Below are 16,516 nucleotides of genomic sequence, written 5' to 3' on the forward strand. Positions count from 1 at the left end.
CGAAGCACATAAATTTCCTAATGGGAAATGAGGATTGAGCATGAAACTGGGAATTAGTTCGTATTGTTTATATCCGAGCCTTCGTACGCAAGAGACAGATATTTTACGGGCGATGGAGTGGATGAAGGAACAGGAAGTCGATCACGTGGAAATCACGCCGATCGGTATTGAATTAAAAGAACAGCCGGAGCTTGTCGATGCGATAGCGGCCAAGGCGCGACAGCTTGATCTGGAAGTGGCGAATTTTGCGGTAGCGGGGGATGTGTTAAAGCCGACAAAGGAGGAGTATGAGCAAGAAATCGCAAGGCTGAAAAAACAAGTTGAGACGGCAGCTCGGCTTGGCGCCACGCGGATGCGTCATGACGTTGTACCATGGGCGAAAAAGCCGGAACGTCTGGGGCAGTTCGAAGAAGATTTTCAGCAAATCGTGGAAGCTTGCGGTATCATTGCTGATTATGCAGTCGGGTTCGGGATTACAACGACGATTGAAAATCACGGATTTTATATCACGCCGAGTGATCGTGTAATGCGTATAGTACATGCGGTGAATCGTCCCAACTTCAAGCTGTTACTGGATGTGGGCAATTTCTTATGCGTAGATGAAGATCCGTACGCGGCCGTGAAACAAGCCATTGCCTATGCCGCAATCGTGCATTTCAAAGATTTCTACATTCGCAAGAGTGATGCGTTCCCTGGAGAAGACTGGCTGCAGACGTTGAACGGCAATTATATCCGGGGGTCTATTTTCGGTCAAGGAGACATGGATCTACGGCGTATTATCCGGACGATTAAGGAAGCCGGATATGATGGTCCAATTTCGATGGAGTTCGAAGGAATGGAACCGGACATGATTGCAACGCGCATTGGATACGAGAATGCACGGCGGTTGTGGAATGAAACCAATTTAGGATGATCTTCCCTTTGTATGAAAACCTGTTCTTTGGAGCAGGTTTTTTCAATATCCAGATTGGCTTAAAGAGTATATAAACAACTATCTGATTCCATATAACCGAAGTGATTTTATTCGTCCAAAAGCAGTTATTGACATTCAACGGGAGTCAGCATATATCCGTTTAGAATTTGAATTAGAAATCCCTAAGCCCTGCAAAATATTACTCTCATTCAGCAGGTGGAACATGGAAATAATTTGTCAATATTCTGTATTATGCTACATTCTGGGGAATTAAACGTTCAACCAACGGTGTGGAGTATTTTCAAATAGGGAGGGAGGACAATGATGATTCTTTTCAGCAATTTTATTGATCCTTTTTCCGTTTTCGTTTACTTCTCGTACGTCTGAGACGCAGCGATTATTACGAACTACAGATGATTGTAGACGATCTGAACGAACAGATGGATGAATACTACCAGGAAAACGCCCGAATTAATCGCAACCAAGGTGATGAAGACTTTCATCGATAAGGCCTATGGAGATAGCGCTCGGCGCATTATCAAGACGATTTTTCGGAAACCTTCGTCTTGATCCTAAAAGGAGATAAGGCGCTCCAGGAACACCAAGCTGCTTGATCTCGCATTCTCCTTCAATGAGAACATATGCTTGCTGACATAATGATGTACTTAACTTCATGTATGGTAGGGGTTGTCGATTAAAGGGAATTTAGTTGTCTAGCCCTTGCAGAGAGTCTTCATCTCCTTGTAGGGGTTTAGGTTTGTGTGATGTGTCTAAAAAACGTTTTATTTAACCGTCTACAATTCAATGTTTATAAAAGTACACAAAATAACGTTTTATAGACGTAAGGAGCCAAGATAATGGTTAAAATTGGTTATGCTCGTGTATCCAACGTGAATTTGCAGATTGATTCCTTAAGGCAGCTGGATGTGAAAGAATATTTGAGGAGAAGATTTCGGGGAAGAAGAGTGATCGTCCGGAATTGACTCGATGTTTAGAATACTTGCGTTTAGGTGATACGCTCGTGATTTGGAAAATGGATCGCTTGGGGAAAACGACAAGCAAGACAGTTGATCGAACTTTCCTCATGAGTTGAAGGAAGGAGGGACAGTCTGGATTGGATTGCAGGCTGCTCGTAAAAGGGGAAGGAGGGTGGAAGACCGCCAATCGATAAAAGTAAAATAGATATGGCATTGCTCCTCTATGATAGTAAAAAATATATGATCAAAAAAATAAGTATCTATATAACCATACGACAGGCTACCGCAGAGCCTGTTTTTTCTTTTCCCCACCGTAAAGCCCACAATTCCAATCAGAACCAAGGCACCTACACCCAACTCAATAAAGGTGTTTCTATCATTAGAAGGCACGTATTCGATGTCCGTATCACGAAGAAACAAATCCAATCGAAAGAATCCAATCGTCGTCCTTCTACGGCTTCGACTAAGGAGGTGTCAACGATACAAGCTAGAATCTATATATACCATTAGCAATATGCATGATTTTTCCTGTAGTTGTCCTGCTGTTCTTATTCAACTCATTCCGATAGTCGGTTTGTAAACGCATTCAAAAATGAGGCATACCTCTCCCCTCCCCTATCATATAAAATAATAACCCTGCAACACTTCAAAAGTGTTGCTCGGTCAATCAAGTGAAAAGAATGATTACCATGTGAGAGGGGAGAAGCAGAAAGGTAAGAAGTGATAAGAAGAGAACGATCGATTGCGTCATTTATAGATCATGATAGTTATGAGCAAGTTACTCGTATCGGTTATATTTAACTGCGAGTCCATTTTCGGCGGGAGCTTGCGTATGTAACGAATCATTTATTTTTAGGGGATTTAACGAACGAACCCTCCGGATGGAGCCAGGTAAAAAACGTAGGCTTTAAATGAGTTTTTTCGAAGCATGAACGATTTTCGGCACTGGCTTATGCTCTGGATTGTTCCACTGCAACGGCGGTCGCGTTGCTACTCCAGAAGTTCTTCGTATTAAATGGTAATTTTATACTTTATTACAAAAGCATAACATGGAGTAGGGCGTGATAGGTTATCCAGCTTTGCGAAATCCCTTGTACTTCACGGCAGGTCTTGAAATTAAAATGATATATGGGAGAGTGAAAGGATGGTATCAAAAAAACATGTGGCGTTCTTCCGAGAGTACGGATACGTCAAGATCGAAGGAATTGTACCTAAAGAGAATTGTGATCGGGTGATCGAAGCCATCTGGGATTGTCTAGGGAAGGATCCTTCCGATCCGGAGAATTGGTATAATCCGCCCGAAGGGGTCTTAAGTGGCGGCGGCATGGTGGAAATGTACCAGCATCAATCGATGTGGGATAATCGGCAGCACCCCGCTGTTTACGAAGCTTTTTCTCAAATCCTTAGGGAAAGAAAACTCTGGGTGAGCATGGACCGTGTAAACATGAAGCCACCCGCAAGAGATGAGCATCCGGAGCTCAATTATGCGTTTATTCATTGGGATACGGATACGTCAAAATTAACTTGCCCGATTCAAAGACCGCAAGGAGTTCAGGGCGTCTTATATTTGGCGGATACTGCGGAGAATCAGGGCGGTTTTCAATGTGTGCCCGGCATTTACCGGGAACTTGAAGATTATCTCAAGAGACAGCCGGCGGATCGGAACCCAACGGTTCCGGATTTAACCGGTTACCAAGTCGAGCCGATTCCTGGAAAAGCGGGCGATCTTGTGATCTGGGATACTTTATTGCCGCATGGTAACGGTAATAATCATGCACAAACTCCCCGCTATGCCCAATATATCACAATGTATCCTGAACGCGAGGAGGACACTAATGCTCGGGAGGACCGCATTTCCAAGTGGCGAAACCGGAAAGGCCCAGACGGCAGAGCGTTCCCCGGCGATCCGAGGAATTGGGAGCAAACGAAGTTTCAAGACCCACCTGAATTAACCCCGCTTGGACGCAAACTGCTCGGTTTGGATTCTTGGGGAGACTGACCGATGCCCCAACCGCTCGCAGTAAAAGTAATTGACCCGGTTCAATCGGCCGCCTATTCCGCATATCTTGTTCAAACTAACGACGGATATCATCTCGACCGCAGCAAGCCGGTAATCTCGAATCCGGATGTGTATATGAGTCCCGGTTGGATCGATCTGCATACGCACGTATATGATGGCGTCACCCCTTTGAGCGTCCCGCCCGATGAGGTCGGTTTGAATACCGGCGTTCATCTGCTTGCCGATGCAGGTAGTGCTGGCGAAGCGACCATCAAAGGGTTATCGCAGTATATAGCGCCGCAATTTGAAACCGAGGTCATCTCATGGCTGAATATTAGCTCGATCGGTCTTGTTCATCTTCGGGAAGGCTCGGATTTGAGCCTGATCAATGTGGATCGTACGGTTCAAGCCGTGCTTCAACATCGGCCGTTCGTCTGCGGAGTAAAAGTGCGGTCAAGCGGAATGATCGTCGGGAGTATGGGACTTCAACCGCTTCAACTTGCATTGCTGGCGGCTAGGGAAGCCGGTGTGCCGTTAATGGTACATATCGGAGAAGCCCCCCCATTAATCGACGATGTCTTGGACCTCTTGAGGGAGGGAGATGTGGTAACGCACTGTTATCACGGAAAGATCGGCCATCCGTGGGAAGCCGACGGCCGTGCCGGCCCCGCTCTGGAGCGGGCTTTGGCGAGAGGCGTATTGTTGGACGTCGGCCACGGAGCGGCTAGCTTTAATTTCGATATTTGCGAAAAAGCGTTAGCTGCCGGACATTTGCCTTTCTCAATCAGTACCGATATTCACATCGGCAACATTAACGGTCCGGTATATGATTTGCCTACAACAATGAGCAAGTTTCTAACATGCGGAATGGACTTAGAGAAAATTATCGCCGCCGTGACGCTGGCGCCCGCCACCGTACTTCGCTTGCAGGAACGGATGCGAATGGACGGCGTTCTTAGTAATGCGACGTTATTTCGGGTTTCCGATGAACCGATCCCCCATCGCGTATTCCGCGATTCGAACGGCAACGACCGCGTGCCCTTGCAAACCATTGTCCCGACAGCAACGATCAAGGATAACCGATATCAAGAGATTACTATTTAAAACAAAACAGGGGGAGAAAGGGCATGAGGAAAGTTGTTACTGCATTTACGCTAGTTATTTTGTTCTTGTCTGTCTTTTTATCGGCTTGTTCCGACAATTCTGACGGAGAGAGCGGCGACGACACAGAATATACTGCCGAAGAGCTAGAGAAATTTGAGCAGATGGAGTGGACCGACCCTGGAATATCTTGGAAACAAGATAAATCACCAGTAAGTTTTACGATGTTTATAGACCACAACTGGTACCTGGTGGATACTTGGGGTAAAGACGAGGTTTCTCAAGAAATTACAAGAAGAACGGGCGTGTCGCTCGAAGTGACGAAAGGCTCTGATCCGCAGCAGCTGCAGGTACTGCTCGCCGCAGATGAGCTGCCGGACTTAATCTTCACGGATAAACAGGTGGAACGGTTTTACAATTCGGATCTCGTGTGGCCGTGGGACGAATTAATTAAAAAATATGCTCCCGAATTCATGCACCTCATTGACCCTATCGAAATTGTAAACAACACGGCTTCAGACGGACATTTCTATACCCTAAAGACTCACTATAGCAATACGGAAGCTTGGGCGGATGAGAGGAATCTTCCTTCACCAGGTGACCCAGGCTTCTATGTTCGGGATGACATTATGAGAGAACTCGGAAACCCGCCGCTCGAATCTTTTGATGATGTATTGGCCATCTTTCGAATGGTGAAAGAAAAATATCCGGATATGATCACTTACTTGCCCCATCCTACGTGGACGAATCCGTTCATGGATTTCCTGGGACTGACAGCTTCGGATGCAGTTTTTCCGGATGAAGATGGAAATATTACGTACGGGTTTATGAAGCCGGAGTTTTTGGATTACTTTAAATTTATGAACCAGATGTATCGTGAAGGTTACTTAAGCGCAGAAAGCTTCGCTTATAAACCGGAGCAGTTCTTCCAAATTGTAAGAAGCGGTAAAGTATTTGCTGCTTCGTATAACTCGGGATTGGCTGACGAAACGAACAAAATTTTTGACGAGAGCGGCATTAAAGGGAAATTCGTACCGGTCGTTAAGGCTCTGACGTACAAAGGCGAGGATAAATTAAAAATTATTGACGATTCGGTAGGCTGGTCAAGTTTCTTTATTTCGAAGAAAGTAAAAGACCCGAAGCGTGCTATACAGTTCGCCGAGTTCTTGAAAAGCGCGGAAGGCGACCAACTGACGCAATGGGGGATTGAAGGAAAGCATTATACGTTGAACGATGAGGGGTTGCTTGAGCGAAATCCTGAGGTCGCCAATAAAGACGCAACAGAAACCGGGATCGGACCGTGGTATTTCCAAGCAAGCGGACTGGGAGAAGGAGTTGGCGTATCCTCCATGGTTCTAAACAGCCAATATCATACCGGGGTCGAGCTGCTTAAATTTCGAAAGACCCGTTATGTACGTGACCCTGCTTTATCCTTTACCAAACCGGCTGCGGACACAGAAGAAATCAACATCAGCGTGAAGCTAGCGGACCTCTGGACGAATTCACAGGTACGGATCATCACTTCCTCCAGCGAGGAAGAGGCTGTAGCAAAATATAACAAGATGACTGCCGATGCGAAAAAGATTGGGGTAGAAAAGTTGCAAGATTACATGACGCAAAAATATAAGGAGGCAAAGCAGAAGTACAACGCCATCAAGTAATTCGTCATTTATTTAGCAAAGTGCCGGTAAATGGAAGTGTCCATTTACCGGCATTTCTTCACACTTTATGCCGAACTTGTGAGGGAGGGATGGCAGTTGCAAGGTAGTAAACTGCTTTGGAATAAATTTAAATCCCAATTATTCTATCAAGTATGTGCTTTAATGGGGATTGGCTATCTGCTTGTATTTGCTTATACGCCAATGGTTGGGATTATCATCGCGTTTAAGGATTACCAACTATCTTCCGGGATTCCGGGATTTATTACAAGCGAGTGGGCAGGTTTCAAGTGGTTCGTTGAATTTTATAACGACATTAACTTTTGGCAAATTATTCGAAATACGGTTGTGGTTAGCGTTCTAAAGCTTGTCTTTACGTTTCCCGTTCCGATTATATTCGCCCTTGTACTTAACGAGGTGCGAAGACAACGCGTCAAGAGAACGGTGCAAACGGTCAGTTACCTTCCGCACTTTATTTCCTGGATTGTCGTTTCTGGCATGATGTTCTCCTTTTTTAGTGAACAAACCGGGGTAGTGAACCAATTCCTGGTCACCGTCGGAATTACGGACAAAGGAATATCGTTCCTTTCGGATCCTGCTTATTTTTGGCCGATCGCTGTATTAAGCGACATTTGGAAGGAGATGGGATGGTGGACCATCATTTTCTTGGCTGCCATCGTTGGGGTCGATCTGTCGTTACATGAAGCCGCGGTAGTGGACGGTGCTAGTCGAATTCAACGGATCATATATATCACGCTTCCCAGCATTAAAGGGACGATTATTATTGTCTTGATTTTGAGTATCGGCAATTTGTTCGGCGGCGGCTTGGGCGGTTCCAATTTCGAGCAGTCCTACCTGTTGGGGAATCCGGTAAATAACAGCGTCTCGGAGATTTTACAAACGTATACGTTGAAGATGGGGCTTGCCCAAGGGCGGTATTCATACGCAACGGCGATCGGATTAATCCAATCCGTGATCTCCTTGCTACTGATTTACCTCAGCAATTTCCTATCCAAACGGTTTTCCGGGGTCGGGCTATTTTAAGGGGGATAAGAAATGGAATCAAGCGCGATGAAACGAAACACAGAGGACTATATCATTGATCTTTTCGTCTATGCCGTGTTGATCGTTGTTTTCATCATGACCGTTTATCCGTTCTATTATTCACTCATCATCTCGCTCAACAACGGAATCGATGCGTCTCGCGGAGGCATTTTTTTCTGGCCGCGCGAGTTTTCCTTAGATAATTATAAAGCGGTATTTTCAAATCCCGATCTTTTAAAGGCGTTCGGAGTAACGATTTCCCGAACGTTGATCGGAACCGTCTCAACCCTGCTGTTTACGGGATTGTTCGCTTATAGCATCTCGAACAACCAACTGTTGTTCCGAAGGTTTTACGTCACGTTGTTAATTATTGCGATGTACTTTTCAGGCGGCCTAATTCCATATTTCATCTTGCTTAAGAAACTGTACCTGATGAACACGTTCTTGGTTTATATTATTCCACTGCTGCTTAACGCCTTTTACGCCATAATTATGATGAGCTTTTTTCGAGAGCTTCCTCATGAAATTAAAGAGTCCGCCAAAATGGACGGCGCCAGCGACATGCGGATTTTCTTCAGTATTGTTATACCGATTTCGATACCGGTCTTTACCACCATTGCTTTGTTTGCCGGAGTGGAGCATTGGAACAGTTGGTTCGATTCGGCATTCTTCGTACAGGATAAGAACTTAAAGACGATTTCATTTATGCTGATGGAGCTCATTAATAGGGCCAACCTGACGGCAGTCCAAGGATCGAATATGGAACGGGCGGCTACCTATGCGGCGCAAACCTTTACTGCAGAAACGATTCGGATGGCGACGATGATTGTAGTCGTGAGCCCGATCATATGCGTTTATCCGTTCTTACAGCGTTATTTTGTAAAGGGTATCATGGTCGGTTCCATTAAAGGGTAGTGGGAGGAAACGGTTATGAACAGATTAGGAGAGAACCATATTTATACCCGATTGAGCATACGCCCCTTCATCAATGCTGCGGATTCCTTCACAACGATCGGAGGCTCTCGGATGCCTTATGAGGTACTCGAAGCGATGCGGCAAGCGGCGGAGCACTTTGTCGAGTTAGATTTGCTGCATGACCGCATCGGCGAGGAAATCGCCCGCCTCACAAGAAATGAAGCGGCTATGATAACAAGCGGTGCCGCTGCGGGTATCACGTTATCCGTAGCGGCCTGCGTTACAGGATTTGAACCTAGTAAGAAGCGAAGCTTTCCATACTTGGAAGGGATGAAGAATGAAGTCATTATTCACCGCTGCCAGCGCAATGCATTCGATATGGCGGCGGCTCAACTTGGAATACAAATTATTGAAATAGGGAGCCCGGATGCAACATCCGAATTCGAACTTGGAGAAGCGATCGGACCGAATACAGCTTGCATTTTATATTTCGATACCACTCAGTTCGTGAAAGGCGCATTGTCTGTAAAGAAGGTCGCGGACATTGCACGTAACCGTGGAGTCCCGCTGATTGTAGATGCCGCGGCACAGCTTCCACCAGTGGATAATTTATGGCGGTATACAGAGCTTGGTGCCGACCTTGTTATTTTTTCAGGAGGAAAGACGCTGCGGGGACCGCAATCGTCAGGATTTATTGTAGGGAAGAAAGAGCTCGTTCGCGCATGCCGCTTGCATGCGGGGCCTGCAGCCGATGCCGTCGGCCGGCCGATGAAGGTGGGCAGAGAAGAGATGGCAGGGTTACTCGCGGCGATCGAACGATATGTAAAGCTAGATCATGCTGTGATTCGCAACCGGCATGAGCAAGCGGTTGAGATCTTCCGGAGGGAGCTTGAAGCTCTAGGATACAGATCGGAACGAGCTTATCCCGGTCCGACCGGTCAAGACTATGCTTTCGCCATGTTTGATATGCGCGGTGCAAGTGTGACGGCCAATGATGTGTTACAGTTCATGAAGGATGGAGAACCGGCGATATTAGTCGGATTGGCCCGCGAGAAAGAAAACCACTTTTGTTTAAATCCCTTGCATGTTACCGATGAAGATATCCCGATCATCGTCGAGCGGTTTAAACAGTTCGGACCCATTATGTTTGAATCGGAAGCTTAATTTGGGGGATCAAGTGATGGGTGAATACACGTTTATCGGGAAAGCTTTTTCGCAATCAGGATCAACTTCGTTTTAAACCCCATAGGCGTTATGTTCGAGGTGAACTTTTCGACAGGGAAAATGCGCATCGAACATGATAACGATGTTCAAATGATTCTGGATGAAGTGGCCAAAGTGGGATTTAAAGCATCTTCTTCCAAGCACCGAGAACAACGGGGTAAGTGCATTGAAATTGTTCCAGCGTTGGCAAACTGGCTTCTTGATTCCATTTGCGTAGATATTTGCTTAAAGTCAAAAATGAAATTAACAAAATGCACAATCTGTTAAATTGATGAGAACGCATGCGGGTAGCTGAAAAACGGCTTCTAGCAATGCGTTTTTGTTTAGTTTCAGTTTCATAAAAAACTTGTACTTATTCAGGCCTTAGGATCAGTGACATTTTGCCGCTGCGTGTGTGGGATGTAAAGTTAGCTACGCATCTCAAGGTGCGGGAGCAGGGGATTCGGATTATTTGTTTCCTTCCCGGAATGGGGATAAGCCGATTAGCCGCGTGCAAGCCTGGAATATTATTAATGTTGCTGCGCGGGAAGCCGGCATTCAGGATTCGATTGGGACACATAGCATGAGAAAGACGTTCGGTTATCACTTTTATCAAAAGTACAAGGATTTGGCTCTGCTTTAACAGATTTTTGGACATTCATCCCAATCCGTGACCATGCGTTACATTGGAATTACTGATGACATGATTGACCAAGCTATGCAAAGCTTTTCTTTATAAAAATAAGTAGTATTTAAAAGAATTTAAAATAATGCCGATAAACATGTGGTACATATTTATCATATCATTATGTTACGTTAAAGATTAGCAACGGGGAGCCTTATCACAAATAGGGTAAATTTCCCGAAGATATCTGGACAATATTGACGAAGGTGTTGAAATAATCCTCACATTTTAACTAATATGTTCTTTACTTAAAGGTGGAGATAAAAGGAGGATGTCTTGAAGAATTTTAACAGTTATTAGGAACCTATGTCATCTACATTTTCCAAGATTATGATATAATGAAGTGGGTATATCGGCTTGAATGAGAACGAATTGTAGTTCCTTATAATCATCTAATCTGCCTAGTTGTGTCCTAAATTATATGTTTGTAATGTAAAGTACACAACTTATTAATATAGAGGAGTGGTTACGTGACAGCTTATATTATTCTTCCAGAGCTAACACTGGGTGCAAAAGAACTTTCAGAAAGATTTTATAAGACTTGTTTGGAAGAGTTGTCACTACATATACCTACTCAAGGGTTATCAACAGAGTCTGTTATGCAGAGTATACGCATTACAAGAAGTGATGCGATTATTTTTTTTAACCGATCCGACGGAAGGTATCCGGACTTTATTATTGATTTTCTAAAAGATGCTGTTACTGATCAATGCAAAATACTTCCTGTCGCAATTACCAGAGATGAACGGATACCGCCCGACTGTGTTAGACAGGCGCAAAGCTTTGATGTATTTGAACACTTAAGACAACGCTCCTTATCTGAATCACTGATTGAGACAGTAGCTGTTGTTTTCGCACGTAACGTGATTGCGGAACTACAACCGACATTAAGTAAAAATAATATGTATTTATTCCTAAGTCATAGGCGCTTTGACGGAGAACTGATTGCTGGCGCATTTCACGACGCATTCGCTGTTAGAGCACAAGAAGCGTTCAGAGATTTAAATAAGGTACTAGTAGGCCAAGATGCTCAAAATATAATAGAGCAGAACTTGCGGCAGAGTGATGCCGTCATCTTTTTGGACACGCCTAAGAGTGGTGAGTCGGAATGGATCGCAAAGGAATTAACTATGGCTATGTCGGCTGGTCTTCCAATCATCTGGGTACGTATTGGTCCAGAGGAGGGAAGGTCAACTAAATATTCACTTAGACCTACAGGTCAACCACATTTTAACCTGCCTCAACTTGATGCGGCCGATACTATCATCGACTCAAGCATAGTTGATGCCATTATACATAAAGCTTTCGAGATTTCAAGGGAACATGCAAAAACGATATTAGGTCACATTAAGCGACTCCGTACTTTGTCCAGAAATGGTTCGATTACACTAACGGAGCTAGATAACCAACTCCTTACGTATCAAATAGATATTCCGCGACGTGGCTATCGATATTATCAAAGACCGATGACCCATGTGGTTGGCTTCTACGGTTGGATTCCGCAAGTGAAAGATCAAGATCAGTTTATGGAAAAGGTACAAAGTACTGGTTATCAACCGCATCCTCTTCTGGGCCATGTGTACGATGCGGCCCTGATGCTAGCACCAATAGCTTCTTACAACAATCAGGATCTCATAAATGAACCTCATAAAATTGATTCTTGTGACGAGTATATTAATAGTTTGGAAAGCTATCTTAGTTTTCCAGGTACTTTAAAAAAAGATTGCAAGATAGGGGTAATTATTTCAGGAGCTTTTCCCGACTGCGAACCAGAGCATCAGCAGTATATAACAGATGCAGTAAGAGCATTTACTCAAGCAGTACTTAGTCGAAATGGGCAAGTTATCTTTGGTGCCCACCCAACCTTTCAACATTTGACTTTCGATATGGCTAAAGAAAAACGACCTGATGATTTTCAAGCAGCAGTTCACATGTATGTTTCAAGATACTTTGTGACTGAAGGCAACATTGAAGAAAACAGAAAAAATGCAAGCATCTCGCCGGTTGACGCATTCAACGATAGGGCGAAAAGTCTGACTGCCATGAGAGAAGCTATGATATTGGATCCAGAGGCTGCATGCATGGTTGTTATTGGTGGAAAGAACAATCGACCGGATCTTCCACCGGGAGTGGATGAGGAAATCGAGCTTGCAAAGAAGCGAAATTTGCCGATATTTTTAATCGGGGCCGCTGGCGGTCGCACCTCAGAAATTGCATCTGAGCTTGATAGTACAGGATGGAAAGCACAGTTGAATGATTTCTCTGTAGAAATAAATCATGAATTAATGGTTAGTTTGGATTTCCCAGCACTGGCGAACAAAGTATTAGATAAAATGCACATCTAAGCAAAATGGTTATGGATTCAATGTGACGTGACAAGCATATTAGGGGGAATGTACTTTGGCGCATAAAACTTTTATTTCATATAAATATTCTGAAGCAAAAGTTCTTAGAGATCGAATTTTGGAGATCTTAGGTGATGACGTGAGATACTATCAAGGTGAAACTAGTGAATCTCCTGATATGTCAAACCATACCACAGATTATATTAAGGAAAAGTTAAAAGACATGATTTATTCTACATCTGTTACCATAATAGTTATTTCTCCAAATATGAAAAAAAGCAAGTGGATTGATTGGGAAATCGAATATTCACTTAAACAAATAAAACGAGACGATAGAACATCTGGTACGAACGGAGTATTGGGAGTAGTAATGAAGTATAATGGTGATTATTCTTGGTTAAGACCTACCACTACTAACTCAGATGGACATACGGCAATTCTTACAAACACCAAGTACCTATATGAAATTATTACAGATAATAGGTTCAATCAAGAACCTAAGGAATATACATGTAATGTATGTAAGAATGTTGATTTTTTAACAGGATCATATATTGCTTTAATTAATGAAGATGATTTTCTTGTTGATCCAAATAAGTATATCAATAATGCATATGATAAAAGTAAAAACACAGTAAACTATAACATTTCCCGAAAAAGATAAACGAATTTGAATGTTTGTTTGCAGGGATTAACTTAGAGACTGATAGTAATTTTAAAGATTACCGTTAGGGCACTGGTCTAAAGTATCTTATAGTATAATCCCATGATGGAGGGTTTGGCGTGGCTGAACATAATCCAAAGGTATTTTTAAGTTATTGCCAAGAAAGCATTGAATTTTCCGATAAGGTTCTTAAGTTTTCAAATAAATTAAGGAGTGAAGGCATAGATACTATCTTGGACCAATATGAAGAATCCCCTAAGGAAGGGTGGCCAAGATGGATCGAGAATTCAATTAATGAATCAGAATATATAATATTAATCTGTAACCAAGAGTACCTAAATAGGCTATCGGGGAAAGCTGAAAAAGGAGTAGGTAGAGGTGTTAAATGGGAAAGTAATATAATTTACCAGCATTTATATAATGATGATACTTTAAATGAGAGGTTTTTCCTGGTTGTATTTCAGTCAACTGATACCGCATTTATTCCAATGCCACTTCAAGGAGTTACCTATTACGATGTTTCAAAATCTGAAAGATATGATAGTTTGTATTGGCGTTTAAGAGGGATAAGTAAAAAAGAGAAACCTCAGCTGGGTAAATTAAGATCTTTGCCAGCAAAAGAAAGAAAATCATTATTCATTACTACGCCAATTGATATAGAATCATGGGATAAGGCTATCTGGAGAGGGGCTGCATTTCTCATGGACGTGGATGATGAGGAGCCTCCATGTTTAATGCTGCCCTACTCAAAAGAATTCTACGCAAAGAAAATATTCAAAGATTGGATATCCATTTATGGTAAGGAAGATATGTTTGATGAACTCAGGGTAGCAATTATTGAAGGTGATATACCTGGTGAAGATACAGGTTACACAATACATATTAGCTCCAATATTGATAGTGCTGCTAAGAGAATGGAACAACAGGGATTTGAATTTGAAGAAAGCCTACTAATGTCAATTTCAAGAATGCAGCGAGCTAATCCTACAGATAATTTTAAAATGTTTAATATGTTTAAAACTCGATATCAAAAACACAAAAAATATTTCTTGATGCCTGCTGTACTTGACGAAAAGAATCAGAGACTTAAGCCATTGATTCAATATAAAATATTAAAGCAGGAATTAATTTTTAGGCATGTAAGTGAAATTGGGGAGCATGATATAGATATAGTAGTTATTCAAAAAAATAAGCCTGGGAGAAAGTATTGATCGAGTTAGTTGGTTTTAGAATACCTGAAAATAGTGGAAGAAGGTTGAACGGGTTGCCTAACGTCGATGAACATAAAAATAACATTAGAGATTATTTTAAACAGAACAAAGAGATTGATACGATGCTTGGTTGCCTTACAGTTGATTCTGAAATTGGACAAGGCGGTAATGCTCTTGTCTACTCAGCCAATTGGGGTAAAAGAAATGTTGCTGTTAAGGTGTTGGCAGAAGATTGTTCACAGACGAAGTCTTCGCGATATCTAAGGTTTATTACCGAGATTAAAGAAATCATAATTTTAACAGAAACCAAAGCGGTAACACCTATCTATTATATGGGTCAATTACAAGTCAATAATCAAGTATATCCTTACATGGTTATGAAAAGGTATCCTTATTCTTTGAGTGAATGGAAAAAGAAAAATAACATCGACAGTCTTGAGATGCTACTAGAAATTACAGAACAGCTGCTTTATTGTCTTGAGGTCATTCATGACAACAATATTGTTCATAGAGACGTGAAACCACAAAATATTCTCATCGACGGTAATAATGAAATTGTTCTAAGTGATTTTGGCATTTCGTGGTTTGATCCAGATCATTATGAAAGACTAGTCAAGACAGAGAGAAGAGAACGATTGGCGAATTTCGGTTTTTCTGCACCTGAACAGTTCCATCTCAATCCTGATCCCAAACCAACAATGGATTTATTTGCATTGGGACAAGTAATACAATGGCTGGTAACAGATATGCCTTCTAGAGGCTTAGGGAGAGAACTGCTAAGCAGTTACAGCGAGTCATTTGCACCTCTTGACGTTGTTATAGATAAATTACTTCAACAAGCGCCAAGTAATAGACCACATGGTATAAAAGAAGTACGAGAATTATTAAAAACTGCATTTAACCCACCTAAGAGAATTGAAACCGAAGAAGAAAAGGTGCTGAAGGCTCTTAGAAAATTTAATGAGATAATAAAATATGCCTGCCCTGGAATGCGTGGAATTAACAAAATCACTGATCGTGAGAAGATAAACGGTGTGCTTGAATTACTTTCTGAAAATACTGATGTCTTAAATCTATGGTGGACACAAGGGTCTTCCAATTGCCCGATCCACGATAACTTTAAGAGGTTAGACGAGGATACATGGATTATCGATCACGGAGAACATAGAATCGAGGAGATGTGGATAAAGAATGATGCTTATTCCTTAGATCATCAATATATACTACTTCAATGTGCTGCAATGCCGAGTTTTGGAATATATGGAGACGAATCTTACCAGTATGAAGAAGCAGCATGGTTTTTAGATAGATATATAACTAGAAGTGAATACGATGATGGGTTTGCTAATATTGAAGGAAAGTCGGTCGAGCTTAATGGGCAGGCTGAATTAAGAACGAGGGAAATAAAGAGAGACTTTATGTTTATTGGAACAGCGTATAATCCAATCAATATAAGTAGAAACGACGACATTGTTGATAAGGTATACCATCACATAAACGAGAACGATGTTGACGAACAATTACTAAAAGTACTGGATAAACTAAAACTACATGCTACTTCTTTAATGATGCAGTAAAGTTTATTTTTTTACCTTTAAAAATTCGATGAGAAAAATGTTACAATATAATCCTCAAAAGCTTGAACAAGTGCTTCACAGTTTTTTTGGTATTGTTGTTTGAATATTGATGTTTTTGATAAATATGGGCAAAGACATACCCCTAGAAGGTGGTTTATTGCTCCACTTCCTATAATTGAGGAAGCAATTTATTTTAAACTCAATGGAGAAATTGTTAATTACAA

The 16,516-nt window shown here is 42.3% G+C and carries 13 protein-coding genes; all 13 read left to right on the forward strand.

Going from position 1 to position 16,516, the window contains the following annotated elements; all coding sequences use genetic code 11:
- Positions 1-40: 40 nt before the first annotated feature.
- The gene (locus tag AC0YNV_RS32345) at positions 41-913 is read left to right on the forward strand and encodes a sugar phosphate isomerase/epimerase family protein (protein ID WP_475771716.1); all 873 of its coding nucleotides are present in this window, start codon (positions 41-43) and stop codon (positions 911-913) included.
- A gap of 949 nt (positions 914-1,862) precedes the next feature.
- On the forward strand, positions 1,863-2,006 hold the full coding sequence (locus AC0YNV_RS32350) for a recombinase family protein (protein ID WP_475771746.1): 144 nt from the start codon (positions 1,863-1,865) through the stop codon (positions 2,004-2,006).
- 1,028 nt (positions 2,007-3,034) lie between these two features.
- The gene (locus tag AC0YNV_RS32355) at positions 3,035-3,889 is read left to right on the forward strand and encodes a phytanoyl-CoA dioxygenase family protein (RefSeq protein ID WP_475771717.1); all 855 of its coding nucleotides are present in this window, start codon (positions 3,035-3,037) and stop codon (positions 3,887-3,889) included.
- 3 nt (positions 3,890-3,892) lie between these two features.
- On the forward strand, positions 3,893-4,993 hold the full coding sequence (locus tag AC0YNV_RS32360; protein WP_475771718.1) for an amidohydrolase/deacetylase family metallohydrolase: 1,101 nt from the start codon (positions 3,893-3,895) through the stop codon (positions 4,991-4,993).
- A 23-nt stretch (positions 4,994-5,016) separates the two neighbouring features.
- On the forward strand, positions 5,017-6,651 hold the full coding sequence (locus tag AC0YNV_RS32365) for a type 2 periplasmic-binding domain-containing protein (protein ID WP_475771719.1): 1,635 nt from the start codon (positions 5,017-5,019) through the stop codon (positions 6,649-6,651).
- Between the two features lie 96 nt (positions 6,652-6,747).
- The gene (locus AC0YNV_RS32370) at positions 6,748-7,692 is read left to right on the forward strand and encodes an ABC transporter permease (RefSeq protein ID WP_475771720.1); all 945 of its coding nucleotides are present in this window, start codon (positions 6,748-6,750) and stop codon (positions 7,690-7,692) included.
- Positions 7,693-7,704: 12 nt separating this feature from the next.
- A complete protein-coding gene (locus tag AC0YNV_RS32375; protein WP_475771721.1) occupies positions 7,705-8,607 on the forward strand; it encodes a carbohydrate ABC transporter permease in 903 nt (300 codons plus the stop codon).
- Positions 8,608-8,622: 15 nt separating this feature from the next.
- A complete protein-coding gene (locus AC0YNV_RS32380) occupies positions 8,623-9,771 on the forward strand; it encodes an aminotransferase class V-fold PLP-dependent enzyme (protein WP_475771722.1) in 1,149 nt (382 codons plus the stop codon).
- A gap of 454 nt (positions 9,772-10,225) precedes the next feature.
- Complete coding sequence (locus AC0YNV_RS32385) at positions 10,226-10,453, forward strand: tyrosine-type recombinase/integrase (protein ID WP_475771723.1); 228 nt, start codon at positions 10,226-10,228, stop codon at positions 10,451-10,453.
- A gap of 512 nt (positions 10,454-10,965) precedes the next feature.
- On the forward strand, positions 10,966-12,840 hold the full coding sequence (locus AC0YNV_RS32390; protein WP_475771724.1) for an SLOG domain-containing protein: 1,875 nt from the start codon (positions 10,966-10,968) through the stop codon (positions 12,838-12,840).
- A 55-nt stretch (positions 12,841-12,895) separates the two neighbouring features.
- Positions 12,896-13,504 (forward strand): TIR domain-containing protein, encoded by a 609-nt coding sequence (locus AC0YNV_RS32395; RefSeq protein WP_475771725.1) that lies wholly within the window; start codon positions 12,896-12,898, stop codon positions 13,502-13,504.
- 119 nt (positions 13,505-13,623) lie between these two features.
- A complete protein-coding gene (locus tag AC0YNV_RS32400) occupies positions 13,624-14,715 on the forward strand; it encodes a toll/interleukin-1 receptor domain-containing protein (RefSeq protein WP_475771726.1) in 1,092 nt (363 codons plus the stop codon).
- Positions 14,712-16,292: a protein kinase domain-containing protein gene (locus AC0YNV_RS32405; protein WP_475771727.1), complete on the forward strand. Its 1,581-nt coding sequence runs from the start codon at positions 14,712-14,714 to the stop codon at positions 16,290-16,292. The genes AC0YNV_RS32400 and AC0YNV_RS32405 overlap by 4 nt, the downstream gene beginning before the upstream one ends.
- Positions 16,293-16,516: the final 224 nt, after the last annotated feature.

The sequence above is a fragment of the Paenibacillus sp. JT31N11 genome, from assembly GCF_056269285.1.

Coding starts and splice junctions, on each gene's coding strand:
- AC0YNV_RS32345 (WP_475771716.1), top strand. CDS start 41: ATGAAACTGGGAATTAGTTCGTATTGTTTATATCCGAGCCTTCGTACG.
- AC0YNV_RS32355 (WP_475771717.1), top strand. CDS start 3,035: ATGGTATCAAAAAAACATGTGGCGTTCTTCCGAGAGTACGGATACGTC.
- AC0YNV_RS32360 (WP_475771718.1), top strand. CDS start 3,893: ATGCCCCAACCGCTCGCAGTAAAAGTAATTGACCCGGTTCAATCGGCC.
- AC0YNV_RS32365 (WP_475771719.1), top strand. CDS start 5,017: ATGAGGAAAGTTGTTACTGCATTTACGCTAGTTATTTTGTTCTTGTCT.
- AC0YNV_RS32375 (WP_475771721.1), top strand. CDS start 7,705: ATGGAATCAAGCGCGATGAAACGAAACACAGAGGACTATATCATTGAT.
- AC0YNV_RS32380 (WP_475771722.1), top strand. CDS start 8,623: ATGAACAGATTAGGAGAGAACCATATTTATACCCGATTGAGCATACGC.